We start from the raw sequence: 23,965 nt of genomic DNA on the forward strand, positions 1-23,965 counted from the left end.
ACCGTGCCGCAGCCCGTTCTCGCCCTGGGATGCGCGGCGGTGACGGCCGCCGGCAGCGTCTGGTACCTGCCGGCCCTGGCCGATCTGCGGGCGGGGGCGGCCGACCGGCCGCTCTCCCGCCGTACGGCGGCGATCGCCTGCGTGATCGGCTGGGGCACGCTCGGTGCGGTGGCCCTGGTGCTGATCGTGGCCACGGCGTGGTGGGTGCCCTGCGCCGTGGCGGCGGTGGGCGGTACGGCCGCCGCCGCGCTCGGGGTCGATGCTGCCGTGCGACGCGCCGGTGAGCGGCGCGAGACGGCCCGGCAGTGGGCCCAACTGTCATATGAACCGCTGTCCTCGGGGACGCGCCGCCCTCGAGGAGTGGCGGTCACCGCAGCCGTCGTCCCGATCATGGTCGTGGGCCTGTTCCTCGCGGTCGCCGGCCGCGGGCTGCACCCGGGATAGCGGTCCGGTGGCGACCGGCCCGCACGGAGCCCGGCAGCCGGCACCATACGGAACCTTGTCCTTCACTTCTGCCCCGTACCGATAATCCCTTGCAACCACTACGGCTGAAGTACTACAACTGAAGTTGTTCACGACGAGTGCTGCCCACGGGAAGAGACCACGTTGCGAAAGCTCACGTACTTCATCGCCTGCTCCATCGACGGCTTCATCGGAGACCCGGAGGGCGACGCGTCGGCCATGATCGCCCTGGTCGATGAGGAACTCTTCGCGTTCCTCAGGACGGAGTACCCGGAGACCCTGCCCACCCCGGGCCGACGGTCGCTCGGCCTGGACGACCTGCCCAACAAGCGGTTCGACACGATCATCCAGGGCCGGGCCAGCTACGACCTGGCTCTGAAGGACGGGATCACCAGCCCTTACGCCCACCTGCGCGAGTACGTCGCCTCCCGCACGCTGGGGGAGTCGCCCGACCCGAACGTCGAGATCATCGCGGACGACCTGGTCGGCCGGGTGCGTGCCCTGAAGGCGGAGGACAGCGCGTACGACATCTATCTCTGCGGCGGGGCCAAGCTCGCCGGGGCCCTGGCCGACGAGATCGACGAGCTGGTCATCAAGACGTACCCGATCGTGCAGGGTTCCGGTATGCCGATGTTCGACTCCGGCTTCTCGATCACGGAGTTCGCACTGGAGTCGGTCCGCACGTTCGGCAACGGTGTGCTGGTACGGACCTACAGCAGGAAGCGCTGAACGGCCGCCGGGCCCACCCTGAGGGGCAACCCCGTGGGCCGCTTTCTCTTCACCGTGCGCTGGAAGCTCGGCGCGCTGCTCGGCTGGGACGGGTAGACCCCCAGGTACCGGAAGGGTTCGATGCCGAGCATGTACAGCGCGCCGAGGCGGCCGTTGGGCTTCACCAGGACGGCCATCTGGCCGCGGTAGCCGCCGTTCCCGTCGGGGACCCAGCCGATGTGCATCACCCCGCGCATGGTCTTGTTGGCGTACTCGGCGGCCCACTCGTCGTGTGTCTGGAAGACCGATGTGAAGGGCACTGTGCTGAGGTCGGGCCCTCGCGGCCCCTGGCGCAGGTCGTCCGGCAGCCGGTCGCGCAGCGTCGCCACCCGGCCGCCGACGCCCGAGTCCGGCTCGGCTCGCCGCGTTCTCTCGCCCCTCCCGGGCGATCGATCGCAGCAGGGCCGGGGTGATCCGAGAGGTCTGGCTTCGGGGAACGAGCAGACGCCGGACGGGAAGGATCTTCGGAGCGGGAGCAGCATCGCAGGTAACGAGCAGTCATGAACGCTCTCAGAAGTGGGCGGCCGGAACAAGACGACGTTCAAGGGCAGGGCGCGGCGAAGGCGGACACCCCAGATCCACAGGTGGACCCTGGTCTTCGGTGGCGTCGATGAGGGAATCAGCGTCTGCTGGAGGCAGGGCAGCGCCTTCGTCGGTTGAAGGCGTCTCCTCGTCCCACTTGCCCGGCCTTTGAAGTGTGTGGGGAGGATGGGGATCGAAGAGCGGTCCGTGATCGCCGATGTACGTTTTGGCCATGACTGGTGACTGGCGGACGGACCGGATCGGGGCTGCGCTGAAGGGCGAGAACCCGACCGTGCTGCGACGGCTGACGTCGGGGTTCGCGGTGATCGGAGACGTTCAGTTCCTGCCGGGTTACTCGGTTCTGCTCGTGGACGAGCCGGATGTGCAGCGGCTGTCGGCCCTGCCGAGGGCGAAGCGGCTGTCGTTCCTGTCCGACATGGACCAGCTCGGTGAAGCGGTCGAGCGTGCCTGCCGGCGGCTGGACCCGGCTTTCCGCCGGGTCAACCTGGAGATCCTGGGGAACAGGGACCCGTTCTTGCATGCGCATGTCTGGCCGCGGTTCGAGTGGGAGCCAGCCGATGTGGTGGGCAAGCCGGTGTGGCTCTATCCGCGTGAACGGTGGAGTGACGAGCAGTTCAGGCTCGGTCCGCGGCATGACGCGCTGCGGGATGCGATCAGCGGCGAACTGGACCAACTGCGCTCGGTGACACCTCTGGCGGGGGCGCCAGGCGGTTGGCCTCCTCGCCTCTCAGGGGCGGGGCTCCAGCACCTCCAGGGTGCCGGTCTCGGTGTCGTAGCTGCGCGGGGTGGTGAGCCGGACCGACAGCGGCGGCGGCAGCAGTCCGGGGACGCGCCGGCCGGCGAAGGCACCTGACCGCCGGGTCCGGCCGAGGATGATGTGCGGGCTCCATCGACCGGGCTCGTGGAACGGGCTGAGGGTGTTCGGCGGGCTGTCCGAGGCCACCGCCTCCCACACCCGGCGGTGCACACCGGCCGGCGCGGAGTCGACATCCAGCGACCAGGCCGGCACCGAGGTGGGCCGCTCGAAGCGGAGCGGTGCGCTGCTGGTCGCCATGGCGCGTACGACGCCGCCCCGGGTCCGCGCCCACCACGCCGCGGGGGTGTCGGACCCCGAAGGCTTCGCGGCGTTGGGGGTGCAGGAAAGCTGGTGCACATGCACGATGTGGCGGAAGGCTTCGGGCTTGCGCGGACCCCGCCCTCCGCTCTCTGCTCGCGAGTGCTCGCCCGTCTGTTTCCAGAGGCTCCGGGCGGTGCGGATCCCTGGCCCACCCTGTTGTGGGCCACCGGCCGTGCCGAACTGCCGGGGCACCCTCGCCTCACCACTTGGCGCTCGGACAGCACACCGCGGTCATGGGAGCGGATCGGCTTCAGCCGAGGCCAGGCTGACTGTCGCGCCCTTACCGCGGTGAGAACGCACCGGGCCACCCGTCTCAACCGGCAGCCCGGTGAACCTGTGCGGCCACGGCCCTAAGGCCGCACGGCACCCGTCTCCGGATCACGGCCGGTCAGACAGTAGACGCCGCCCGTCGGGTCCCGCATCACCGTCCAGTGGCCGAAGGCGGCCACGAACACGGCCCCGAGGCCTTCGTGCCGCGTCTTCGCCGCCTCGATGTCGGCGCAGGCAAGATCAGGGTGCGCGGAGAGGGGCCGTTCCTCCTCGAGCCGCTGGAGCAGGATGCGCACGGGGAGCCCGGCCGGCGGCCTGACGACACGGAATTGCGGCAAAGAGCCGGGCGTCGAGTCCCAGTCGGCCAACAGTCCGCTCCAGAAGGCCACTTCGGTGTCATAACCGGACGGCGGGACATCGAGGCACACCTGGTCCAGCCGGCTGCCGTGCACGACGGGCGGCCGGGACGACTCCCCGTGCCAGGGCACCGCGCAGAACAACTGCCCTGCGGGCGACCGCAGTACGGACCACCCCTCGTGCTCGGCGACCACCCCCGCACCCAGCCGCAGTGCCGCCGCAGCGAACCCGGGAATGTCGTCCACGGAGAAGTCCAGGTGCACACCGCCCTCGCCCGAGACGATCCGCTGCAACCCCACGCAGGCGTCAGTGCCCTTCGCCGTCAGGACCGCGAACTCCCCGGCGTCCCCGCTGGGTCCGGACAGCCGGGTCCCCGTGACGGCCGTCCAGAAGTCACCGGCCCGCTCGGCGAGGGCGGCGGGCCGGTCGATGAAGGCGTACGTCCAGCGGACGCTCATCGCCCGGGGCGTTCCATGAAGCGCAGCATGTTCCCCGCCGGGTCCCGGAACGCGCAGTCACGCACCCCGTACGGCTGATCCACCGGCTCCTGGATCACGTCCACACCGGCGGCCCGGACACGCTCGAAGAGGGCGTCGCAGTCGGTGGTGGTGAAGTTGACCCCGCGCAGCATGCCCTTGGCCAGCAGTTCCGCCATGGCCTGCTTGTCACCGGGGGAGGCGTCCGGGTTCGCGGCGGGTGGTTCCAGCACGATCTCCACGTCCTGCTCCGGCGAGGCGACCGTCACCCACCGCATCCCCTCGAAACCCACGTCGTTGCGGACCTCGAGGCCCAGTACGTCGCGGTAGAAGGCCAGCGCCTTGTCATGATCGTCGACGGCGATGAAGCACTGGGCGAGTTTGGCGTCCGTTCCTGTGTCCATACGCCCACGCTAGAAGGTTTCGCCGGGATTGGCCCGTGCCCTGCCCCGTACCGGGCGCGTGTACATCCGCGCCGCGCACGGCGGAATCACCGCGCTCTCGTCGTGCGACCGGGCCCGGTACGCGCTCGGCGTCTCCCCGACCAGCTCCGTGAAGCGCGAGCTGAACGAACCGAGCGAGGTGCAGCCGACCGCGAGACACACCTCCGTCACCGACAGATCGCCCCGCCGCAGCAGCGCCTTGGCGCGCTCGACACGGCGGGTCATGAGATAGGCGTACGGAGTCTGCCCGTACGCCGCGCGGAAACTGCGCTGGAAGTGGCCGGGCGACATCAGCGCGGTCCGCGCCAGCTCCGTCACGTCGAGCGGTTCGGCGTACTCCCGGTCCATCCGGTCCCGGGCCCGCCGCAGCCGCACCAGATCCTCCAGCTCCATCCGCCCAGCATCCCACGCCCCACATGACCCCGGGCAGCCGTGCACGAGGTCCCGCACGGACCGTCAGCACAGGGGTGAGCCGTGCCTCCCACCGAGCCGGCGGATCTCCTCCAGCGGGTACGGGGTGTGTCTGCTCCGGCTGCGGAACGCGTGGTTGAAGTCCGACATCACCGCGGCGGCCGGCGCGTGCCGGGCGAGGATCTCCGCGGCCTGCGGGGAAACGCCCGAGGGGCGCCTGCCCTCCGCGAAGGCGCGCACCAGCGCGCGGCGCCCCTCCCGGTCCTCTCTCCGGTACCCGTACAGAGCGGTGACGAGCCAGTTCACCAGGTACGTGGCGGTGTAACAGCGGTCGTACGTCCGATGCCGGCCGAAGAAGTCGGCTTCGTCCCGCGACAGTTCGAACCCGGAGGAGAGGGCGAGGCCGTAGTCGGCGAAGTACAGGCGCCTGCCGTCGGTCAGGATGTTCTCGAAGTGCGCGTCGAAATGCAGCAGCCCGCGGCCGTTCATGAACGAGGTGCCGGCCGCCAGCCCTCTCTCCACCATGGCGTAGGCCCGGTCCGCGGTCTCGCCCCCCGCTTCGACCTGACCGCCCAACCACTGGTGCAGGGTCTGCGGGATGTACTCCAGGAACAGCGCGATGCTGGCCGACGACTGCTGGAGGGCCAGGATCCGGCGGCGCACCTGCGATGCGCCGCCCCAGTAGGCCACGGCCCGTTCCACGTCGGCCAGTTCCTCGGGCAGGGGCGCCGCGTGCGGCAGTACCCGCCAGTGGTACATCAGGGGAAACCCCTCGTGTTCCGCCGCCAGCACCCAGTTCGTCGTCATGACGTGCATGGCGAGCTCCCGCCAGGCGCCGAAGCCCGGCCCGCCGATGGCGCCGATGCCGTAGTGGCAGAAGAGGGGGAGCCCGAACAGATTCGCCGTGGACCGGACGTGCTCCGGTCGCAGCTCCAGGTCGGTGAGGGGTACCCGCTTCACGAAGACCCGGGTTCCGGCGACCTCCATCAGCGCCGACGTCCCGCCGATGCCGGACCCGGCCGGCACGGCGTCGTCCACGAGCGCCCGCAGGGCGCGGTCACCGCACCGGGACAGGGCTGCCGAGACGGCACCATGAGCGCTCAGACGTGCACCGTGCGCCAGGGCAGGGCCCTTCACCGCGTCCTCCGCCCGGCGCAACGGACCACACCCGGCCCGTCAGGGACGCCATACGTGGCGGTCTGCGGGCCGGGTACGGGGTGAAAGACGCTGCGACTCGCAGGGAATCGCAGGTCGCAAGGCATGAAAGATCAGGCCTTCTTGGTCTCCCAGAAGATCTTGTCGATCTGGGCGATGTAGTCCAGGGCCTTCTGGCCGGTGGCCGGGTCCGTGGAGCCCTTGGCGGCCGACAGGGCCTTCAGCGCGTCGTTGACCAGCTGGTGCAGCTCCGGGTACTTCTCGAAGTGCGGGGGCTTGAAGTAGTCGCTCCACAGCACGGAGACGTGGTGCTTGGCCAGCTCGGCGCGCTGCTCCTTGATGACCGTGGCGCGGGCCTGGAAGTGCGGGTCGTCGTTGCCGGCCATCTTCTCCTGGACGGCCTTCACCGACTCCGCCTCGATGCGGGCCTGGGCAGGGTCGTACACGCCGCAGGGCAGGTCGCAGTGGGCGCTGACCTTGACCTTGGGGGCAAACAGGCGGGAAAGCATGGAGCGTTTCCTTCCTCGTGATCGTCTTCTCACACTGGACATTACTCCGTGGCGGACGGCTTTTCGCGGGTGCCCCCGCGGGCTTAGGACAAAAGTCCGGGGTGAGACTGAGACTGGTGGAGGACGAACCGGGGAGGTGCCGGGAGATGCCGGAGCTGTCGCAGGACACCGAGCGGGTGAGGGCGCCGCTGCCCTTCGGGGTGGCCGAGGTGACCGGGCCGTCCATGGTGCCCACGCTGCACCACGGGGACCGGCTGCTCGTGCACTATGGCGCCCGGGTCAAACCCGGTGATGTGATCGTGCTGCGGCATCCGTTCCAGCAGGACCTGCTCGTCGTGAAGCGGGCCGCCGAGCGGCGGGACGGCGGTTGGTGGGTGCTCGGGGACAACACCTACGCCGGTGGTGACAGCACCGACTACGGTGTCGTCCCCGACGAGCTGGTCCTGGGCCGGGTCCGGTTCCGCTACCGGCCGCGCAGGTCGGACCGGCGTTCGGCGCTGGCCGTGGTGGGCTGGGCGCTGTCGTCGGCGCGGCCGGTGTTCTCCGCCCGGTCGGCCTCCAGGCGTTTGCGGGCGCGGTAGGCGGCCACGTTGGCGCGGGTGGCGCAGCGGTCGGAGCAGTAGCGGCGGGAGCGGTTGGTCGAGGTGTCCAGATAGGCGTTGCGGCAGGGCGGCGCCTCGCACAGGCCGAGCCGGTCCACGCCGTACTCGGTGAGGTGGAAGGCCAGGCCCATCGCGGCGATGGCGGCGTAGCCCGCGGTCGCGTTGGACGGATGGTCGGCCAGGTGCATGTGCCACAGCGGGCGGCCGTCGTCGTCGCGGAAGTCGTGGCCGGAGATCTGCGGGCTGACCGGGAACTCCAGCAGCAGCGAGTTCAGCAGGTCGACGGCGAGGGTCTCGTCGCCGCCGTCGGCCGCCTCGAACACCGAGCGGAGCCTGGCCCGGACCGAGCGGAACCGCGTCACATCGGCGTCCGTCGTGCGCCGGGCGGCCGACTGGTTCCCGCCGAACAGGTCGCGGACGGCCTCGACCGAGGTCAGCGTGTCCCTACTCCGGCCCGGTTCCTCGGTGTTGACGAGGCGTACGGCGTAGTCCGAGTAATAGGCCAGTTCCACTTGTAGTCCTTACGCTGGGGCTCTATGGTCATGCGTGCGGTCGGGTAACGGACGGTCGCGCTCCAAGGGTATTACGTGACGTACGCGAGGGAGGGCTCGATGACGGACGCGCACACCGCTACGGCCGCCGCCGACTGGCATGCCTGGCAGGAGAGCTGGGACCGGCAGCAGGAGTGGTACATGCCCGACCGCGAGGAGCGGTTCCGGGTCATGCTCGACATGGTCGAGGCACTCGTCGGCACGGCCCCGCGCGTGCTGGACCTGGCCTGCGGCACCGGCACCATCACCGCCCGGCTGCTCGCCCGCTTCCCCGACGCCACCAGCACCGGTGTCGATCTGGACCCGGCGCTGCTCGCCATCGCCGAGGGGACCTTCGCGGGGGACGAACGGGTCACGTTCGTCACCGCCGACCTCAAGGATCCCGGCTGGGCGGACGCACTGCCGTACGACTCCTACGACGCCGTCCTGACCGCGACGGCCCTGCACTGGCTGCACCGGGAACCCCTCGCCGACCTCTACGGGCACATCTCGGGGCTGGTCCGCGACGGCGGTGTCTTCATGAACGCGGACCGCATGACCGACGAGACCACGCCGCGGATCAACGCGGCGGAGCGGGCCCAGCGGCACGCCCGTATGGATCAGGCCAGGTCAGGGGGCGCCCTGGACTGGGCCGAGTGGTGGCGGCTCGCCGCGCGGGACCCGGTCCTCGCGGAGCCGACGGCCCGCCGCTTCGAGATCTACGGCGAACACGCGGAGGGTGACGCGCCGGCGGCGGAGTGGCACGCGCGCGTGCTGCGTGAGAAGGGGTTCGGCGAGGTGCGGCCGGTGTGGTGCTCGCCGTCGGACACGCTGTTGCTGGCGCTGAGGTAGCACAGGGGCGAGGGGGGGGGGGGGGGGGGGGGGGGGTGCGGGGGGGGGGGGGGGGGGGCCCGCCCCGCCCCCCCCCCCCCCCTCCGCCGTGCGCGGGACCGCGTTCAGAGCACCTTGGACAGGAACGACTTGGTGCGGTCGTGCTGCGGGTTGGACAGGACCTCGCGAGGAGTGCCGGATTCGACCACCACGCCGTCGTCCATGAAGACCAGGCTGTCGCCCACCTCGCGGGCGAAGCCCATCTCGTGGGTGACGACGATCATTGTCATCCCGTCCTCGGCGAGGTCACGCATGACGTCGAGGACCTCGCCGACGAGCTCCGGGTCGAGGGCCGACGTCGGCTCGTCGAAGAGCATCAGCTTCGGCTGCATGGCCAGCGCACGGGCGATGGCGACGCGCTGCTGCTGACCGCCGGAGAGCTGTGCGGGGTAGTGGCCCCTGCGGTCACCCAGACCGACCCGGTCCAGCAGCCGCTCCGCACGCTCCCGGGCGGTGGCCTTGCTCTCGCGCTTGACCTGCACCGGAGCTTCCATGACGTTCTCCAGCGCCGTCATGTGCGGGAAGAGGTTGAAGCGCTGGAACACCATGCCGATGTCCCGCCGCTGGGCCGCGACCTCTGCCTCTTTGAGCTCGTAGAGCTTGTCGCCCTTCTGCCGGTATCCGACCAGCTCACCGTCGACGGACAGCCGGCCGGCGCTGATCTTCTCCAGGTGGTTGATGCACCGCAGGAACGTGGACTTGCCTGAGCCGGACGGGCCGATCAGGCAGAACACCTCCCGCGCGTTCACCTCCAGGTTGATGCCCTTGAGGATGTGCGAGAGGCCGAAGGACTTGTGGACGCCCTCCGCCTTCACCATCGGCTGACCGCTCTGGCCGCTCACGATGTCCTTGCTGAGCTTGCTCATCGGCTCACCCCCGGGCGGCTGAAGGAGTTGAAGAGGCGGAGGTTCTTCCTCAGTCGCTGCAGTGGCGTCGGCGGCAGACTGCGCGTCGAGCCCCGGGCGTAACGGCGCTCCAGGTAGTACTGGCCGACGCTGAAGACACTGGTGAGGGCCAGATACCAGATCGACGCCACGAAGTACATCTCGACCACCGCCAGCGAGGTGCTGGAGATGTCGGTCGACCGTTTGATGAGTTCGTTGAACTGCACCGCGTAGGCGAGCGACGAGGTCTTGAGCATGTTGATGTACTCGTTGCCCGTCGGCGGCACGATCACCCGCATCGCCTGCGGGAGGACCACCCGCCGCAGTGTCCTGGCCCGCGTCATGCCCAGCGCGTGGGACGCCTCCGTCTGTCCCTCGTCGACTGACTGGATGCCCGCGCGGACGATCTCGGACATGTACGCGGCCTCGTTCAGGCCGAGCCCCAGCAGTGCCGCCAGGAACGGCGTCATCACCTGGTTCATCTCGTCCTTGTAGAACCCCAGGTTGAGGGTGGGGAACACCAGCGCGATGTTGTACCAGATGAGCAGCTGGACCAGAACCGGCGTGCCGCGGAAGAACCAGACGTAGAAGTAGGCGACCGTGCTGGTGACCGGGTTGGACGACATCCGCATGACCGCGAGGATCACGCCCAGGACGAGACCGAGCACCATGGCGAGCACGGAGATGTACAGCGTGTGCCAGGCGCCGGACAGGATTGTCTCGTCCGTGAGGTAGTCGGGGATGATGTCGTAGTTGATGTTCGCGTTGGAGAAGGCGATCCCGATCAGCACCAGGATGGCGAGGACCACCGCACCGGCCACCCAGCGGCCGTAGTGGCGTACCGGGATCGCCTTGATCTGCTCCGGCGGCACCGATGGCGCCGGAGCCTTGTCAACCGTGTCGGTCACAGTGACTGCCCTTCAGTGTCGCCGAGGTTCAGGAACCGCCGTTGATCTTCGCCTCGGTCACCGCGCCGTCCGTGACGTTCCACTTCTCGAGGATCTTCGTGTACTCGCCGTTCTCGATGATGGCGGTCATGGCCGCCTGGAGGGCGTCCCGCAGCTGGGTGCTCTCCTTGCTGACGCCGATGCCGTACGGGCCGGCCTCGATCTGGTCGCCGACAACCTCGAAGTCCTTGCCGCCGCCCGACGTCTTGGCGTTGTACGCCGCGACCGGGAAGTCGTTGAGGTCGGCGACGGACGCGCCCTGCTTCAGCCGGAGCAGCGCTTCGGGGTCGGTGTCGTAGGTCTCGAGCTTGATGGCGGGCTTGCCGTCCTTGGTGCACTTCTCGTTCTGCGCGTTGGCGATGCCCTCGGAGGTGGTGCCGCGCTGCAGCGCCACGACCTGGCCGCACAGGTCGTCCAGGGACTTGATGCCCTCGGGGTTGCCCTTCTGGACCAGGATCGACGTACCGGCGGTGAAGTAGTCGACGAAGTCGATGCCGTCACCGGCCTTCTTGCCGGTATCGGAGTCGATGCCGTTCTGGCGGTCCTTGGTGTCGTTCATCGCGGACATGATCACGTTGAAGCGCTTGGACTGCAGACCGACGATGAGCTGGTCGAACTTGCCGTTCTGGAAGTCGAACTTCACCCCGAGCTGCTTGCTGAGGGCTTCCGCGATGTCGGGATCGATGCCGACGGCCTTGCCGTCCTTCATGAACTCGACCGGCGGGTACGCGATGTCGGAGCCCACCTTGATGACGCCCGCCTTGCGGATGTCGGCCGGGAGCTTGTCGGCGAGCGGCGCGTTGGACGAGTCGGCGGTGCTGCTGTCACTGCCCTTGTCCGTCTGGTCACCGCAGCCGGTGAGAAGCAGTGCGCCTGCGACCGCGATCGCGCCGACCGCCGCAAGACGGGAGTGCGCGGCGGTGGTACGACGGGTGGTGCGTGCGGTCATGGTGGGTTCCTCCGGCGGATGGGTGGAGTTGCCGACGGGGCCGGCGACTGCCTTGACGGCATCGCCACGGGTCGACGAGAGCACACGCCTTCGAGTGTCGCGACCTCGTGTGATTACCGCATCTTGCCATTCGGACCGTGCCGTTCAGGGACCTCCCGATGTCAAAATCGGATAACGGGTGACGCTCGAACCGCACCAGTCCGGTACATCGCGGCCGGACGGTCTGTGGGAATTCGCCATTCCGGCGGGAGGATCTCCGGCTACTCCGGTGTTATGGAAGCGACCGTCATGATCTTGGGTGCAGTTGTGGGCTTGCTGCAGGTTCGTCCAGGTCTTGTCCTGATATCGGGCGATGATTCGGGGTGTCGGCATGTGACCTTCACGTTATGGACTCGTCTCCGGCGGCGTCCGTCCGGTAAGAAGGTTCTTTACACCCCTCATCCGGGGCTCAAGGGCGCGTGTGCGGCGCGCCCGTCGTGTTCGGCCCGTACGCATCAACCCTCCGGGCCTTGCGCGGTCCCGCCCACCCCTCACCAGGAGTGGCAACCCTCAAACCGTAAATACTTAAGGGGTAAAACCAAGTGGCAGCGGAGATTGTCAATCCTCGCAGCGACAGCGAAAGCCGGAACGGTCTCAAGGAACCGGAGAGCAGGGCAGAGCTCCTGGATTCCTTCGACCCGGCGTTCGCGCTGCACCGCGGCGGCAAGATGGCTGTGCAGGCCACCGTGCCGATCCGGGGCAAGGACGATCTGTCCCTGGCTTACACGCCCGGGGTCGCGAAGGTGTGCAGCGCGATCGCCGAGCAGCCGGACCTCGTCCACGACTACACGTGGAAATCGCAGGTCGTCGCCGTCGTGACGGATGGTACGGCCGTGCTCGGGCTCGGGGACATCGGCCCCGAGGCCTCCCTCCCGGTGATGGAGGGCAAGGCCATCCTGTTCAAGCAGTTCGGCGGCGTGGACGCGGTCCCGCTCGCACTGAACTGCACCGATGTCGACGAGATCGTCGAGACCGTGGTCCGGCTCGCCCCGTCCTTCGGCGGGGTGAACCTGGAGGACATCTCGGCCCCCCGGTGCTTCGAGATCGAGAAGCGGCTGCAGGAGCGGCTGGACATCCCGGTCTTCCACGACGACCAGCACGGCACGGCGGTCGTGTCGCTGGCGGCGCTGCGGAACGCGGCGCGGCTGAGCGGACGCACGCTGGGCGAGCTGCGGGCCGTGATCTCGGGCGCGGGCGCCGCGGGTGTGGCGATCGCCAAGATGCTGGTCGAGGCCGGGATCGGTGATGTCGCCGTGGCCGACCGCAACGGCGTCGTGTCACGCGACCGCGAGGACCTCACGCCGATCAAGGCGGAGCTGGCGTCGTTCACGAACAAGGCCAATCTCTCCGGATCGCTGGAGTCGGCGCTGGCCGGGGCCGATGTGTTCATCGGTGTCTCCGGCGGCACGGTGCCGGAGCCGGCGGTGGCGTCGATGGCCGAGGGCGCGTTCGTTTTCGCCATGGCCAACCCGGAGCCGGAGGTGCACCCGGAGGTCGCGCGGAAGTACGCGGCGGTCGTGGCCACCGGGCGGTCGGACTTCCCCAACCAGATCAACAACGTGCTGGCGTTCCCCGGCATCTTCGCGGGCGCGCTGCAGGTGCGGGCCTCGCGGATCACCGAGGGGATGAAGCTGGCGGCGGCCGAGGCACTGGCCTCGGTGGTCGGTGACGATCTTGCCGCGGACTACGTCATCCCGTCCCCGTTCGACGAGCGGGTCGCCCCCGCGGTGACGGCGGCCGTGGCCGCTGCCGCCCGGGCGGAGGGTGTCGCCCGCCGCTGAGGCGCACGCCTTTCGTTGGCCCCGTCCGGGTGTGGACGGGGCCAACGCTCGTTCCCGGGGGCCGGCTCCCGTGCCGGAGGCCCGGGGCCGGGCGAGCGGCACACTGCCGCCGTGTCGCCGAGGGCGTGTGGCAAGAGGGCGTGTGTCACAGCGGGCCCTGGTTCCCCCGGAGGGGCGGGGAACCTATCGTCAAGGTCATGTTCGCTGTCTACGCCGCCCGAATCGACCGCGACCAGCCGCTCAACGGTCTGGAGTCGGGGGAGCGTCCCGCTCCCGAGACCCGGCCCGGCTGGAGCACCGTCACGGTCAAGGCCGCCTCCCTCAACCACCATGACCTCTGGTCCCTGCGCGGCGTCGGCCTCGCGGAGGACAAACTGCCGATGATCCTCGGTTGCGACGCCGCCGGTGTCGACGCGGACGGCAACGAGGTCGTCCTGCACTCGGTGATCGGACAGAGCGGTCACGGAGTGGGGCCCACGGAGCCCCGGTCCATCCTGACCGAGCGCTACCAGGGCACCTTCGCCGAACAGGTCGCCGTGCCCACCTGGAACATCCTGCCCAAGCCGAAGGAGCTCTCCTTCGAGGAGGCCGCCTGTCTGCCGACCGCCTGGCTGACGGCGTACCGGATGCTGTTCACCAACGCCGGGGTCCGGCCCGGCGACTCCGTACTGGTGCAGGGGGCCGGCGGCGGTGTCGCCACCGCCGCCATCGTGCTCGGCAAGGCCGCCGGACTGCGGGTCTTCGCCACCAGCCGGGACGAGGCCAAGCGCAAGCGGGCGCTGGAGCTGGGGGCCGTGGAGGCGGTGGAGGCCGGTGCGCGACTGCCGCAGCGCGTCGACGCCGTCATCGAGACCGTCGGGGCCGCCACCTGGTCGCACTCGGTGAAGTCGCTGCGCCCCGGTGGCACGCTGGTGATCTCCGGGGCCACCAGTGGGGACCGGCCCTCGCACGCCGAGCTGACGCGGGTCTTCTTCCTGGAGCTGAAGATCGTCGGATCGACGATGGGGACCAAGGACGAACTGGAGGACCTGCTCTCCTTCTGTGCCGCCACGGGTGTACGTCCTGTCATCGACGAGGTGCTGCCGATGGACCGGGCGAGGGAGGGCTTCGAGCGGATGGAGTCGGGGGGGCAGTTCGGGAAGATCGTGCTCACCGGTCCCTGAGAGACGGGGGTTCGTGCCGACGGCCGGTCCGGGTTTCCGGGCCGGCCGTCGGCTTGTCAACTGGGGTTGACGACCGCGTCGTGTCAACGTACGTTGACATCATGACTGAGGCAACCGACCTCGCCGAGCGGGCGGGTGACCGCGACCCGCGGATCGGCCTGCGGGCCGTCGCCGCGCTGCGCAGGCTGCTGGAGCAGCTGGAGACCGTGCAGGTGCGCAACGCGCGCCATCAGGGCTGGTCATGGCAGGAGATCGCCACCGAACTCGGGGTGAGCAGGCAGGCCGTGCACAAGAAGTACGGGAGGCATTGATGTTCGAGCGGTTCACGAAGGACGCCCGGGGCGTGGTGAAGGGGGCGGTCGCGCACGCGGAGCAGGTGGGCGCGCGAAGCGTCGGCGCCGAGCATCTCCTGCTGGCCCTGCTGGACCGGGAGGGAAGCCGGGCCTCCTTCGCGCTGGCGGCCCTCGGGCTCGACGGGCGGCGGGAGTCCGTCATGGCGGCGCTGGAACGGGCGCGGCGGCGGGGCGGGCTGACCCAGGCCGAGACCGACGCCCTCGCCGGGCTGGGAATCGACGTGCCGGAGATCGTGGCCCGGGTGGAGGAGGTGCACGGAGCCGGGGCACTGTCCGGCGACCGGAAAGCCGGTGGCCGATGGTCGGGGCACCGCCCCTTCGAGCAGGGGGCCAGGGACATCCTGACCGGCGCCCTGCGCGCGGCCACCGCCCAGCGGGACCGGTACATCGGCGACCAGCACATCCTCCTCGCTCTCACCGCCCGCCCCGGCGTCCCCGCCGAGGTCCTCGCCGACCACGGGGTGACCTACGCGTCGGTGACCCGGGTGCTGTACGGAAACGGCGGCGAGGCCAAGGCGGGCTGACGGCGGCTCACGCCTTCGGGGTGCGCAGTGTCTTCCCGATCCGGGCCGCCGCCGTGGACAGATCGCGGCGGGCGTCCCGGAGCTGGTCCGCGGTGACCCCGTGGTCGCGGGCCGCGTCCCGGATGTCGTCCCGGAAACGGTCCAGGAGCCGGTCCAGATCGCGGGCCGGGTCGCCGGTGGAGTCCGCGGCGTCCTCGTGCGCCCATGCCGGGGTGTAGCCGGCGGGGAAGTCCTCGGGTGTCCGGGAGTACGACGGTTCGGAGGCCTTGCCGGGGGATCCCGTGCCGGTGCGGCCGAAGGCGAAGTCCTTGCCGAACTCGCTCATCTCCTTGGCCAGTTCCCCCAGGCCCTCGCGCAGTCCCGTCGGCCAGTCGCCCCGGGTGAAGTGGTCCTGCACCTGTTCCTGGACCTGCCGCATGATGCGCTGCACCTCCTCCTGCGCCTTGTCCTGGGCCTCCTTGGCCTGGCGGCGGGCACGCTGGGCCTCCTCGCGGGAGCGCCGGCTCTCGTCCTTGGCGCGCCGGGCCTGTTCCTTCCACTCCTGCTTGGCGCGGCGCATCTCCTCCTTGGCGGCGCGCCAGGCGTCCTTGTCGCCGAAGACCGAGAAGTCGCCGAGGAAGCCCTCCTCGTCGGTGGACGAGCCGTTGGTGCGGGACTGGCGGGCCCTGCCGGCCGCGGCTCGCATCTCGCGGCGCAGATCGCCCGCGGCGCCGCTGACGTCGGCCCGGATCTCGGCGGCCAGTTCGGCGACCGACTCCCGGATCTCCAGCTCCAGATCGGCCAGCTCGCCACTGCGGTCGGCCAGTTCGGCGCGGCCGGCGTCCGTGATGGCGTACACCTTGCGGCCGCCCTCGGTGGTGTGGGTGACCAGGCCTTCGGCCTCCAGCTTGGCCAGGCGCGGGTAGACCGTGCCTGCCGAAGGCGCGTACAGCCCCTGGAAGCGCTCTTCGAGGAGGCGGATCACCTCGTAGCCGTGGCGCGGGGCCTCGTCCAGCAGCTTCAGCAGATACAGGCGGAGACGTCCGTGGGCGAAGACGGGGGGCATGTCAGAGCACCTTCTTGTCGGTCGTACCGGCATTGTCCCCCGCGCCGTCCCCCAGGTCCGGCTCGTCCTCCCCGGGCGGGCGGCGCAGCAGGGCGATGGAGCCGGAGACGGTGGTGGCGCGCAGTGTGCCGCTGCCCGCGCCCAGACGGCCGGTGAGCTTGTGGGCGCCCCACTGGCCCTGCACCCGGAGGTCGTCGAAGGCGTTGGAGATCGCGCCGCTGGCGGTGTTGGCCTCGACCTCGGCGTCCGCCGGGTCGGGCAGCCGGACGGCGATCTCGCCCGAGACGCTGGTCAGTTTCACGTCGGTGGGTCCGTCGGGATCGAGGTCCACGATCATGGAGCCGCTGACCGTGTCGGCCCGCACGGAGGAGCCGGAGCCCTCGACGACGGTGAGGTCGCCGGAGACGGAGGCGAAGCGGAGGTCGCCGGTGACGGACTGGGCCTCAACGTTCCCCGACACGGTGTCCGCGCGGACCGGGCCGGAGAGGGCGACGAGGGTGGTGTCGCCCGCCACGCCCTTCACCACGGCGGGGCCGCGGATGCCGGAGACGACGGCGGTGGCGCCGACCACCCCCACCTCGACGCGGGTCCCGGCGGGGACGGCGAGGGAGACCACCGCGCTGCGGCGCCAGCCCTTGCGGTCGAGCCACTTGAGGAAGCCCTTCCAGGGCAGGTCGTCGTAGGCCACCGTGAGGGTGCCGTCCTTCTGGGTCACCACCAGGGGTGGGCCGTCGATCTCGGAGACCTCCAGGCGGGCGGAACCTTCTTCGGTGCCCACCACGTTCACCGTTCCGTTGACGATGCGTACGTGGAGTTCGGTCACGGGGGCGTCGAAGGTGAGCTGTGTGGGCTCCGCTACGGACGACTCGGGCATGGTGGCGACCTCCTGGGAGTGACCCGATGGCACAGGGACGCGCCATATCGCGTCTTACGTGATTCACGATATATCGCGGTTGCGGAAAGTCAAGACGCTCGTTCTGGTGAGCGTTCGTGAACGGTCGTGGGTGTGAGCGGTGGGGGTGGTGGAGGGCGGTGCTGGGCCGGGTGCCCCGTGTTGTCGCTGAGCGGGGGGTGGGGTGCGCAGCCCGGCGTTTGCGGGGTGCCGTCGCGCCCACCCGTGCCGCCCCAGCGGCACGACTGCCGGCGGGAGTGGCGGGAGTGGCGGGAGCGGCGGGAGTGGCGGGAGTGGCGCACTCAGGGCGCGGCGGGAAGCGGGGCAGCCCGCGGTGGCGGCGATGGTGGGGAGCGGCCGGATTCGGTGGGGAGGCGGAGCGGCCCGCGGGACCGGCGGGGTGGGCTGGAGGCGGCGCCTCGGAAGACGCCGGAGCGGCCTGCGGGAAGAGGCGGAGGGACCCGTGCGGCGCTCGGAAGAGGAGGCGGGAGGGTCCCGAGCCGGTGTGCGGGAGGGGGCCGGACCGGCGTTACCGCCTCGGTGGGAGAGGCGGCCGGGAGCGGCCTGCGGTGGTGGGCCGTGGGCGGGGCCCTGCGGTCACCCGGGGCGTACCGGGGTGCCGTCGTCTCTCAAGGGAGGGGGAGCGGGCGGCACCCCGCCGGGGTTCTACTCCTCGTCGTCCTCGTCGTCCAGGCGGGCCAGCCAGGTGGCCAGGCGTTCCACCGGGACCTCGAAGTCGGGGTTGAGGTCCACGAACGTCCTCAGCTGCTCGGCCAGCCACTCGAAGGTGACCTCCTCCTCGCCGCGCCGCTTCTCCAGTTCCTCGATGCCACGGTCCGTGAAGTACATGAGGACAAGGATATGTGCCGGAAAAACGGGCGGGCCGCACCCCCCGTGAGAGGGATGCGGCCCGCGCGCACGGCTGCCGGTTACGCCTCGAAGACCTCGCGCACCAACTGCTCCTGCTCGGCCTGGTGGCGCTTGGCGGAGCCGACCGCCGGCGACGAGCCGTGCGGCCGCGAGATGCGGCGCAGACGCTCGTCGTGCGGGAGGTCGGCGCCGACCGCCAGGTCGAGGTGGTCGATCAGGTTGAGTGCGATGAACGGCCAGGCACCCTGGTTCGCCGGCTCCTCCTGGGCCCACAGGTACTTCTCGGCGTTCGGGTACTTCTTGATCTCCGCCTGGAGCTCGGCGCCCGGCAGCGGGTACAGACGCTCGATGCGGATGACCGCCGTGTCCGTCGCGCCGCGCTTCTGCCGCTCGGCATCGAGGTCGTAGTAGACCTTGCCGGCGGTGAAGACGACCTTCTTGACCGCGGCCGGGTCGACCGAGGCGTCGCCGATGACCGGGCGGAACTGGCCCGAGGTGAACTCCTCCGCCTTCGCCGCCGCGGCCTTCAGGCGGAGCATCGACTTCGGGGTGAAGACGACCAGCGGCTTGTGGTGCGGGTTGTGCGCCTGCCACCGCAGGAGGTGGAAGTAGTTCGACGGCGACGTCGGCATCGCGACCGTCATGTTGTTCTGCGCGCAGAGCTGCAGGAACCGCTCCGGCCGGGCCGAGGAGTGGTCCGGGCCCTGGCCCTCGTAGCCGTGCGGGAGGAGCAGGACCACACCGGAGGTCTGGGCCCACTTCTGCTCGGCCGAGGAGATGAACTCGTCCACGACCGTCTGAGCGCCGTTGACGAAGTCACCGAACTGCGCCTCCCACAGCACGAGCGCGTCGGGGCGGGCCAGCGAGTAGCCGTACTCGAAGCCCATCGCCGCGTACTCGGACAGGAGGGAGTTGTAGACGTTCAGCCGCGACTGGTCCTCGGAGAGGTACTGCAGCGGCGTGTACTCCTCGCCCGTGCTGCGGTCGATGATGACCGCGTGGCGCTGGCCGAAGGTGCCGCGCTGGGAGTCCTGGCCCGCCAGGCGCACCGGGACGCCCTCCAGGAGCAGCGAGCCGAGGGCGAGGGTCTCGCCCATGCCCCAGTCGATGGTGCCGTCCTCGACCATCGCCGCCCGGCGCTGCATCTGCGGCAGCAGTCGCGGGTGGACGGTGATGTGGTCGGGGATGTTCACCTGGGACTCGGCGATCCGCTTGACGGTCTCCGTGGTCACCGCGGTGTTCACGGCGACCGGGAACTCGGCCTGCGGGTCCGCGTGCTCGACCGTGGACGGCTGCGAGGTGGCCTCACGGACTTCCGTGAAGACCTTCTCCAGCTGTCCCTGGTAGTCCTGCAGCGCCTGCTCGGCCTCTTCGAGGGTGATGTCCCCGCGGCCGATGAGGGACTCGGTGTACAGCTTGCGGACCGAGCGCTTCTTGTCGATCAGGTCGTACATCAGCGGCTGGGTGAAGGCCGGGTTGTCCGACTCGTTGTGACCGCGGCGGCGGTAGCAGATGAGGTCGATCACCACGTCCTTGTTGAACGCCTGGCGGAACTCGAAGGCCAGGCGCGCGACGCGCACGACGGCCTCCGGGTCGTCGCCGTTCACGTGGAAGATCGGGGCCTCGATCATGCGGGCCACGTCGGTGGCGTACATCGAGGAGCGCGACGACTCGGGCGCGGCCGTGAAGCCGACCTGGTTGTTGATGACGACGTGGACCGTGCCACCGGTGCGGTAGCCGCGCAGCTGCGACATGTTCAGGGTCTCGGCCACCACGCCCTGGCCCGCGAAGGCCGCGTCGCCGTGGATCGCCACCGGCAGGACCGTGAAGTCCGTGCCGCCCTTGCCGATGATGTCCTGCTTGGCGCGGGCGACGCCCTCCAGGACCGGGTCCACCGCCTCCAGGTGCGAGGGGTTGGCCACCAGGGAGACCTTGATCTGCTCGCCGTCCAGACCGGTGAAGGTGCCTTCGGCGCCCAGGTGGTACTTCACGTCGCCGGAGCCGTGCATCGACTTCGGGTCGAGGTTGCCCTCGAACTCGCGGAAGATCTGCGCGTACGACTTGCCGACGATGTTGGCCAGCACGTTCAGCCGGCCGCGGTGGGCCATGCCGATGACGACCTCGTCCAGGCGGGACTCGGCGGCCGAGTCCAGCACCGCGTCGAGCAGCGGGATGACGGACTCGCCGCCCTCCAGGGAGAAGCGCTTCTGGCCGACGTACTTCGTCTGCAGGAACGTCTCGAACGCCTCCGCCGCGTTCAGCCGGCGCAGGATGCGCAGCTGCTCCTCGCGTTCCGGCTTGGTGTGCGAGCGCTCGATGCGGTCCTGGATCCACTTGCGCTGCTTGGGGTCCTGGATGTGCATGAACTCGACGCCCGTGGTGCGGCAGTACGAGTCGCGCAGCACGCCGAGGATGTCGCGCAGCTTCATCAGGGACTTCCCGGAGAAGCCGCCGACGGCGAACTCGCGCTCCAGGTCCCACAGGGTGAGGCCGTGCTCGACGATGTCCAGGTCGGGGTGCTTGCGCTGGCGGTACTCCAGCGGGTCGGTGTCGGCCATGACGTGGCCGCGGACCCGGTAGGAGTGGATCAGCTCGAAGACCCGGGCGGCCTTGGTGACGTCGTCGTCGTGGGAGGCGTCGATGTCCTTGAGCCAGCGGACCGGCTCGTAGGGGATGCGCAGCGCCTCGAAGATCTCGTCGTAGAAGCCGTTCTCGCCGAGCAGGAGGTTGGCGACCTGGCGCAGGAACTCGCCGGAGGCGGCGCCCTGGATCACCCGGTGGTCGTAGGTCGACGTGAGCGTCATGACCTTGGAGATGCCGAGCTTGTTCAGGGTGTCCTGGCTGGTGCCCTGGAACTCCGCCGGGTAGTCCATCGAGCCGACGCCCAGGATCACCGACTGGCCGGGCATCAGGCGCGGCACGGAGTGCACCGTGCCGAGGCCGCCGGGGTTGGTCAGGGAGACCGTGACACCGGTGAAGTCGTCCATCGTCAGCTTGTTGTCGCGGGCGCGACGGACGATGTCCTCGTAGGCCTGCCAGAACTCGAAGAAGTTCAGCGTCTCGGCCTTCTTGATGGCCGCGACGACCAGCTGGCGGTCGCCGTTGGGCTTCACCAGGTCGATGGCCAGGCCGAGGTTGACGTGCTCCGGCTTCACCAGGGTCGGCTTGCCGTCCACCCGCGCGAACGAGTTGTTCATCGCCGGCATGGCCTTGATGGCCTGGACCATCGCGTAGCCGATGAGGTGCGTGAAGGAGATCTTCCCGCCCCGGGCCCGCTTGAGGTGGTTGTTGATGACGATGCGGTTGTCGAACAGCAGCTTCACCGGGAGCGCGCGCACGGACGTGGCCGTGGGCAGCTCCAGCGAGGCGTCCATGTTCTTCGCCACGGCGGCGGACGGACCGCGCAGGGTCACCTGCTCGGCCCCGGTCTTCGCCTCGCCCGCGGGCTCCGCCTTGGGCTTGGCCGGTGCCGACTTCGCGGCGGGGGCGGCGGCCTTCGCCGGAGCGGCGGCCTGCGCCGGCGCCTTGGCGGCGGGTGCCGGTGCGGCGGCAGCGGGCCGGGCGGCCGCAGGAGCGGGCGCGGCGGGCTGGGCCGGGGTGGTGGTGGTTCCCGCGGCCCCTGCGGCCGCGTTACCCGCCGGAGCCGAGGTCGCAGGCGCGCCCGGCTTGTAGTCGGCGAAGAAGTCCCACCAGGCTCGGTCCACCGAGTTCGGGTCCTGGAGGTACTGCTGGTAGATCTCGTCGACGAGCCATTCGTTGGCACCGAAGGCCGCAGCGGGGTTCTTGCCCGCTTGGTCGGTGTCGGTCGAGATGCTCGAGTTACTGGGGGACTGTGGCGACACGGCGTCAACCGCCCTCTTCCGCTTCGCAAGATGATGGACAGCGGGAATCAAGGCTACGCCCCCAAGAGCGAGAAGGTCAGGCCGGGCCCGTTCATCGTCGTGTAAGTCACATCCCCGCACGTGTTTCGGCGCGGGAAATGGCGGGAAACAAGCATGGTTCCGGTTCTTCCGGCGGCTTCAGGGATCGCTCGGCGGGGACCCGACGCGCAGCTCACGCGGGTCTGTGCGCGATCACACCTGTCCGTCAGCGCGAACGTGGATGGATCTTGCGGCTCCGCTTCGAACTTTACGTCACCTTGGTACGGAAGACGGCCCCGGAAGAGTGATGAGAATCCGGCAGCCCCGCTCGGATTCGGCCACTCCGATCCGGCCGCCGTGCAGATCGACGGCCCAGCGGGCGATCGCCAGACCGAGCCCGGTTCCGCCGTCGCTGCCCGGGCCGTGCGGCCGGTTGACGTTGCCGCGGTTGAACCGCTCGAAGACCCGGCGCCACTCGGTCCGCGGAATACCCGGTCCCTCGTCCAGCACCTCCAGCTCCAGGGAACCCGCCCCGTCGCCGCGGCGCGCCCGGACCGTCACGCGGCCGTGCGGCGGACTGTGCTTGACCGCGTTGTCGATCAGGTTGGAGACGACCTGGTGGATGCGTTCCGGGTCCGCGTGCGCGGTCAGTTCCGGCGGCGACACGTCGAGGTGCAGATGGACGTCCGTACGGGTGTGGCCGCCGGATCCGGAGGCCATGCCCGCGCGGGCGGAGGCGACCATGTTGGCCTCCTTGAGTACGCCGGACAGATACGGCCACACCTCGAAGCGGCGCTTCCTCAGCGGGACGACCCCGTTGTCCAGGCGGGACAGGTCCAGGAGCGTCTCCACGAGGCGTCCGAGCCGCTCGGTCTGCTTCAGGGCCGTGCGCATCGTCTCGGGATCCGCCCGCGTGACGCCGTCGACGATGTTCTCCAGCACCGCGCGGAGGCCCGCGATGGGGGTGCGCAGCTCGTGCGAGACGTTGGCCACCAGCTCTTTGCGCTGGCGGTCCTGGGCCTCCAGCTCGTCCGCCATGACGTTGATCGTCTGGGCCAGGTCGCCCAGCTCGTCCCGGCGGTTCTCCCGCACCCGGCGGGTGTAGTCGCCGTGAGAGATCGACCGGGCCACGGCGTTCATGTCGTCCAGCGGCGCGGTGAGCGAGTGGGCCACGAACTGCGTGATGAGGAGGGTGGCGATCATCGAGAAGACCGTGATGAAGCGCAGCTCCGTCTTGGTGTGCACGGCGATCACCGACAGCCCCGTGGTGATCAGGACGGAGACGACGACCAGCGCACCCAGCTTCGTCTTGATCGAGAACGGGCGTACACCGCCCCAGGGCTGCGAGTCCCCGGGGCCTCTGCGTCCGGCCGGCCCATCGCTCATGGGTTGGGCGTCTCCAGGGCGTAGCCCACGCCGTGCACGGTGCGGATCCGCTCGGCGCCGATCTTCCGGCGCAGCGCCTTGATGTGGCTGTCGACGGTGCGGGTGCCGGAGGCGTCCGCCCAGTCCCAGACCTCGGCCAGCAGTTGCTCACGCGAGAGCACCGCGCGGGGCGTGTTCGCCAGGCACACCAGGAGGTCGAACTCGGTGGGCGTCAGATGGACGTCCTCGCTGCGCACACGCACCCGGCGCTGCGCGTGGTCGATCTCCAGTTCGCCGAGGCGCAGGATGCCGCTGCGCGGTGTCGTGGCGGCGAGGGCCGCGCGCTCCATGCGGCGCAGCAGCACATGCACGCGCGCCGCGAGTTCCCGCATGGAGAACGGCTTGGTCATGTAGTCGTCGGCGCCGACGCCCAGCCCGACCAGCATGTCGGTCTCGTCGTCCCGCGCGGTGAGCATCATGACCGGCACCGGCCGCTGGGCCTGCACGCGCCGGCAGACCTCCAGTCCGTCGAAGCCCGGCAGCATGATGTCCAGGATGAGCAGGTCGGGCTGCCATGCCTCTGCCGTGTCCACCGCGGACGGTCCGTCGCCCGCCGTTTGCACCAGGAATCCCTCGGCACGCAGGCGGGTCGCGATGGCGTCCACGATCGTCGCGTCGTCCTCGACCACCAGGATCCGGCGCTGTGCGCCGGGTGTGGTCGTCGCCGTGCTGTTGTGGGAGGTCTGTGTCTGCTCCATC

The 23,965-nt window shown here is 70.0% G+C and carries 25 protein-coding genes and 2 pseudogenes; 10 read left to right on the forward strand and 17 right to left on the reverse strand.

Going from position 1 to position 23,965, the window contains the following annotated elements; all coding sequences use genetic code 11:
• Window positions 1-3: 3 nt before the first annotated feature.
• Together ACZ5C2_RS23390 and ACZ5C2_RS23395 are read left to right on the forward strand one after the other, a co-directional pair.
• Complete coding sequence (locus tag ACZ5C2_RS23390; protein WP_468794155.1) at window positions 4-444, forward strand: hypothetical protein; 441 nt, start codon at window positions 4-6, stop codon at window positions 442-444.
• 162 nt (window positions 445-606) lie between these two features.
• Window positions 607-1,191 (forward strand): dihydrofolate reductase family protein, encoded by a 585-nt coding sequence (locus ACZ5C2_RS23395; RefSeq protein ID WP_468794158.1) that lies wholly within the window; start codon window positions 607-609, stop codon window positions 1,189-1,191.
• Here the strand turns inward: ACZ5C2_RS23395 and ACZ5C2_RS23400 are convergent.
• Window positions 1,173-1,559 carry a DUF2867 domain-containing protein gene (locus ACZ5C2_RS23400; protein WP_468794161.1) on the reverse strand — a complete coding sequence of 129 codons (387 nt, stop codon included), beginning with the start codon at window positions 1,557-1,559 and terminating at the stop codon, window positions 1,173-1,175. The two genes, ACZ5C2_RS23395 and ACZ5C2_RS23400, sit on opposite strands and share 19 nt — an antisense overlap.
• Before the next feature lie 425 nt (window positions 1,560-1,984).
• On the opposite strand from ACZ5C2_RS23400, the pseudogene ACZ5C2_RS23405 reads away from it, so the two are divergent.
• Window positions 1,985-2,458: pseudogene (locus ACZ5C2_RS23405) on the forward strand (diadenosine tetraphosphate hydrolase); the annotation flags it as partial.
• Between the two features lie 42 nt (window positions 2,459-2,500).
• On the opposite strand, the gene ACZ5C2_RS23410 reads toward ACZ5C2_RS23405, so the two are convergent.
• The gene (locus tag ACZ5C2_RS23410) at window positions 2,501-2,827 is read right to left on the reverse strand and encodes a hypothetical protein (protein WP_468794321.1); all 327 of its coding nucleotides are present in this window, start codon (window positions 2,825-2,827) and stop codon (window positions 2,501-2,503) included.
• Between ACZ5C2_RS23410 and ACZ5C2_RS23415 the strand changes: the two are divergent.
• A pseudogene (locus ACZ5C2_RS23415) lies at window positions 2,808-3,124 on the forward strand (hypothetical protein); the annotation flags it as partial. The gene ACZ5C2_RS23410 and the pseudogene ACZ5C2_RS23415 sit on opposite strands and share 20 nt — an antisense overlap.
• A 116-nt stretch (window positions 3,125-3,240) precedes the next feature.
• On the opposite strand, the gene ACZ5C2_RS23420 reads toward ACZ5C2_RS23415, so the two are convergent.
• The 5 genes from ACZ5C2_RS23420 to sodN all read right to left on the reverse strand — a co-directional run bounded on the left by ACZ5C2_RS23420 (window position 3,241) and on the right by sodN (window position 6,511).
• The gene (locus tag ACZ5C2_RS23420) at window positions 3,241-3,975 is read right to left on the reverse strand and encodes a VOC family protein (protein WP_468794164.1); all 735 of its coding nucleotides are present in this window, start codon (window positions 3,973-3,975) and stop codon (window positions 3,241-3,243) included.
• Window positions 3,972-4,397, reverse strand: a complete 426-nt coding sequence (locus tag ACZ5C2_RS23425) for a VOC family protein (RefSeq protein WP_468794167.1) — start codon at window positions 4,395-4,397, stop codon at window positions 3,972-3,974. Before ACZ5C2_RS23425 ends, ACZ5C2_RS23420 begins: the two co-directional genes overlap by 4 nt.
• A gap of 9 nt (window positions 4,398-4,406) precedes the next feature.
• Complete coding sequence (locus tag ACZ5C2_RS23430; protein WP_468794170.1) at window positions 4,407-4,829, reverse strand: helix-turn-helix domain-containing protein; 423 nt, start codon at window positions 4,827-4,829, stop codon at window positions 4,407-4,409.
• Window positions 4,830-4,892: 63 nt separating this feature from the next.
• The gene (locus ACZ5C2_RS23435; RefSeq protein ID WP_468794173.1) at window positions 4,893-5,984 is read right to left on the reverse strand and encodes a protein kinase family protein; all 1,092 of its coding nucleotides are present in this window, start codon (window positions 5,982-5,984) and stop codon (window positions 4,893-4,895) included.
• Between the two features lie 131 nt (window positions 5,985-6,115).
• Window positions 6,116-6,511, reverse strand: a complete 396-nt coding sequence (gene sodN / locus ACZ5C2_RS23440) for a superoxide dismutase, Ni (RefSeq protein WP_030928916.1) — start codon at window positions 6,509-6,511, stop codon at window positions 6,116-6,118.
• Window positions 6,512-6,657: 146 nt separating this feature from the next.
• Here sodN and sodX point away from each other — a divergent pair, with 146 nt between their 5' ends.
• Window positions 6,658-7,092 (forward strand): nickel-type superoxide dismutase maturation protease, encoded by a 435-nt coding sequence (sodX, locus tag ACZ5C2_RS23445; protein ID WP_468794176.1) that lies wholly within the window; start codon window positions 6,658-6,660, stop codon window positions 7,090-7,092.
• On the opposite strand, the gene ACZ5C2_RS23450 is transcribed toward sodX, so the two are convergent.
• Window positions 6,975-7,625, reverse strand: coding sequence for a CGNR zinc finger domain-containing protein (locus ACZ5C2_RS23450; RefSeq protein WP_468794179.1), 651 nt, complete (start codon window positions 7,623-7,625; stop codon window positions 6,975-6,977). The genes sodX and ACZ5C2_RS23450 overlap by 118 nt on opposite strands.
• A gap of 99 nt (window positions 7,626-7,724) precedes the next feature.
• Here ACZ5C2_RS23450 and ACZ5C2_RS23455 point away from each other — a divergent pair, with 99 nt between their 5' ends.
• A complete protein-coding gene (locus tag ACZ5C2_RS23455) occupies window positions 7,725-8,495 on the forward strand; it encodes a class I SAM-dependent methyltransferase (RefSeq protein WP_468794182.1) in 771 nt (256 codons plus the stop codon).
• A gap of 104 nt (window positions 8,496-8,599) precedes the next feature.
• On the opposite strand, the gene ACZ5C2_RS23460 is transcribed toward ACZ5C2_RS23455, so the two are convergent.
• From ACZ5C2_RS23460 to ACZ5C2_RS23470, 3 genes are read right to left on the reverse strand one after another with little or no spacing between them, the layout of a single operon-like run.
• Window positions 8,600-9,400 (reverse strand): amino acid ABC transporter ATP-binding protein, encoded by an 801-nt coding sequence (locus ACZ5C2_RS23460; RefSeq protein ID WP_468794185.1) that lies wholly within the window; start codon window positions 9,398-9,400, stop codon window positions 8,600-8,602.
• A complete protein-coding gene (locus tag ACZ5C2_RS23465) occupies window positions 9,397-10,326 on the reverse strand; it encodes an amino acid ABC transporter permease (RefSeq protein WP_468794188.1) in 930 nt (309 codons plus the stop codon). The genes ACZ5C2_RS23460 and ACZ5C2_RS23465 overlap by 4 nt, the downstream gene beginning before the upstream one ends.
• 28 nt (window positions 10,327-10,354) lie before the next feature.
• Window positions 10,355-11,314, reverse strand: coding sequence for an ABC transporter substrate-binding protein (locus ACZ5C2_RS23470; protein ID WP_468794191.1), 960 nt, complete (start codon window positions 11,312-11,314; stop codon window positions 10,355-10,357).
• Between the two features lie 581 nt (window positions 11,315-11,895).
• Here ACZ5C2_RS23470 and ACZ5C2_RS23475 point away from each other — a divergent pair.
• The 4 genes from ACZ5C2_RS23475 to ACZ5C2_RS23490 all read left to right on the forward strand — a co-directional run bounded on the left by ACZ5C2_RS23475 (window position 11,896) and on the right by ACZ5C2_RS23490 (window position 15,174).
• Entirely contained in the window at window positions 11,896-13,134 is a 1,239-nt protein-coding gene (locus tag ACZ5C2_RS23475; protein ID WP_468794194.1) for an NAD(P)-dependent malic enzyme, read from the forward strand.
• A gap of 197 nt (window positions 13,135-13,331) precedes the next feature.
• The gene (locus ACZ5C2_RS23480; RefSeq protein ID WP_468794197.1) at window positions 13,332-14,297 is read left to right on the forward strand and encodes a zinc-binding dehydrogenase; all 966 of its coding nucleotides are present in this window, start codon (window positions 13,332-13,334) and stop codon (window positions 14,295-14,297) included.
• 101 nt (window positions 14,298-14,398) lie between these two features.
• The gene (locus ACZ5C2_RS23485; RefSeq protein WP_381220889.1) at window positions 14,399-14,608 is read left to right on the forward strand and encodes a helix-turn-helix domain-containing protein; all 210 of its coding nucleotides are present in this window, start codon (window positions 14,399-14,401) and stop codon (window positions 14,606-14,608) included.
• Window positions 14,608-15,174, forward strand: a complete 567-nt coding sequence (locus ACZ5C2_RS23490) for a Clp protease N-terminal domain-containing protein (protein WP_468794200.1) — start codon at window positions 14,608-14,610, stop codon at window positions 15,172-15,174. Before ACZ5C2_RS23485 ends, ACZ5C2_RS23490 begins: the two co-directional genes overlap by 1 nt.
• A gap of 7 nt (window positions 15,175-15,181) precedes the next feature.
• Here ACZ5C2_RS23490 and ACZ5C2_RS23495 read toward each other — a convergent pair whose 3' ends face one another.
• From ACZ5C2_RS23495 to ACZ5C2_RS23520, 6 genes are all read right to left on the reverse strand, one after another.
• The gene (locus tag ACZ5C2_RS23495) at window positions 15,182-16,219 is read right to left on the reverse strand and encodes a PadR family transcriptional regulator (RefSeq protein ID WP_468794203.1); all 1,038 of its coding nucleotides are present in this window, start codon (window positions 16,217-16,219) and stop codon (window positions 15,182-15,184) included.
• A 1-nt stretch (window position 16,220) separates the two neighbouring features.
• The gene (locus ACZ5C2_RS23500; RefSeq protein ID WP_468794206.1) at window positions 16,221-17,093 is read right to left on the reverse strand and encodes a DUF4097 family beta strand repeat-containing protein; all 873 of its coding nucleotides are present in this window, start codon (window positions 17,091-17,093) and stop codon (window positions 16,221-16,223) included.
• Window positions 17,094-17,777: 684 nt separating this feature from the next.
• Window positions 17,778-17,960: a DUF6104 family protein gene (locus tag ACZ5C2_RS23505; protein WP_005312030.1), complete on the reverse strand. Its 183-nt coding sequence runs from the start codon at window positions 17,958-17,960 to the stop codon at window positions 17,778-17,780.
• Window positions 17,961-18,040: 80 nt separating this feature from the next.
• On the reverse strand, window positions 18,041-21,823 hold the full coding sequence (locus ACZ5C2_RS23510; RefSeq protein ID WP_468794209.1) for a multifunctional oxoglutarate decarboxylase/oxoglutarate dehydrogenase thiamine pyrophosphate-binding subunit/dihydrolipoyllysine-residue succinyltransferase subunit: 3,783 nt from the start codon (window positions 21,821-21,823) through the stop codon (window positions 18,041-18,043).
• Between the two features lie 291 nt (window positions 21,824-22,114).
• Entirely contained in the window at window positions 22,115-23,227 is a 1,113-nt protein-coding gene (locus ACZ5C2_RS23515; protein WP_468794212.1) for a sensor histidine kinase, read from the reverse strand.
• Entirely contained in the window at window positions 23,224-23,964 is a 741-nt protein-coding gene (locus tag ACZ5C2_RS23520; RefSeq protein WP_468794215.1) for a response regulator transcription factor, read from the reverse strand. The genes ACZ5C2_RS23515 and ACZ5C2_RS23520 overlap by 4 nt, the downstream gene beginning before the upstream one ends.
• Window position 23,965: the final 1 nt, after the last annotated feature.

It is taken from the genome of Streptomyces sp. NPDC031365 (assembly GCF_055569765.1).

Bases quoted from the DNA above. Each gene is read 5' to 3' on its own strand.
- ACZ5C2_RS23410 (WP_468794321.1), bottom strand. From the start codon at position 2,827: ATGGCGACCAGCAGCGCACCGCTCCGCTTCGAGCGGCCCACCTCGGTG.
- ACZ5C2_RS23420 (WP_468794164.1), bottom strand. From the start codon at position 3,975: ATGAGCGTCCGCTGGACGTACGCCTTCATCGACCGGCCCGCCGCCCTC.
- ACZ5C2_RS23425 (WP_468794167.1), bottom strand. From the start codon at position 4,397: ATGGACACAGGAACGGACGCCAAACTCGCCCAGTGCTTCATCGCCGTC.
- ACZ5C2_RS23430 (WP_468794170.1), bottom strand. From the start codon at position 4,829: ATGGAGCTGGAGGATCTGGTGCGGCTGCGGCGGGCCCGGGACCGGATG.
- sodN (WP_030928916.1), bottom strand. From the start codon at position 6,511: ATGCTTTCCCGCCTGTTTGCCCCCAAGGTCAAGGTCAGCGCCCACTGC.
- sodX (WP_468794176.1), top strand. From the start codon at position 6,658: ATGCCGGAGCTGTCGCAGGACACCGAGCGGGTGAGGGCGCCGCTGCCC.
- ACZ5C2_RS23455 (WP_468794182.1), top strand. From the start codon at position 7,725: ATGACGGACGCGCACACCGCTACGGCCGCCGCCGACTGGCATGCCTGG.
- ACZ5C2_RS23460 (WP_468794185.1), bottom strand. From the start codon at position 9,400: ATGAGCAAGCTCAGCAAGGACATCGTGAGCGGCCAGAGCGGTCAGCCG.
- ACZ5C2_RS23470 (WP_468794191.1), bottom strand. From the start codon at position 11,314: ATGACCGCACGCACCACCCGTCGTACCACCGCCGCGCACTCCCGTCTT.
- ACZ5C2_RS23480 (WP_468794197.1), top strand. From the start codon at position 13,332: ATGTTCGCTGTCTACGCCGCCCGAATCGACCGCGACCAGCCGCTCAAC.
- ACZ5C2_RS23485 (WP_381220889.1), top strand. From the start codon at position 14,399: ATGACTGAGGCAACCGACCTCGCCGAGCGGGCGGGTGACCGCGACCCG.
- ACZ5C2_RS23490 (WP_468794200.1), top strand. From the start codon at position 14,608: ATGTTCGAGCGGTTCACGAAGGACGCCCGGGGCGTGGTGAAGGGGGCG.
- ACZ5C2_RS23495 (WP_468794203.1), bottom strand. From the start codon at position 16,219: ATGCCCCCCGTCTTCGCCCACGGACGTCTCCGCCTGTATCTGCTGAAG.
- ACZ5C2_RS23500 (WP_468794206.1), bottom strand. From the start codon at position 17,093: ATGCCCGAGTCGTCCGTAGCGGAGCCCACACAGCTCACCTTCGACGCC.
- ACZ5C2_RS23505 (WP_005312030.1), bottom strand. From the start codon at position 17,960: ATGTACTTCACGGACCGTGGCATCGAGGAACTGGAGAAGCGGCGCGGC.
- ACZ5C2_RS23515 (WP_468794212.1), bottom strand. From the start codon at position 23,227: ATGAGCGATGGGCCGGCCGGACGCAGAGGCCCCGGGGACTCGCAGCCC.
- ACZ5C2_RS23520 (WP_468794215.1), bottom strand. From the start codon at position 23,964: ATGGAGCAGACACAGACCTCCCACAACAGCACGGCGACGACCACACCC.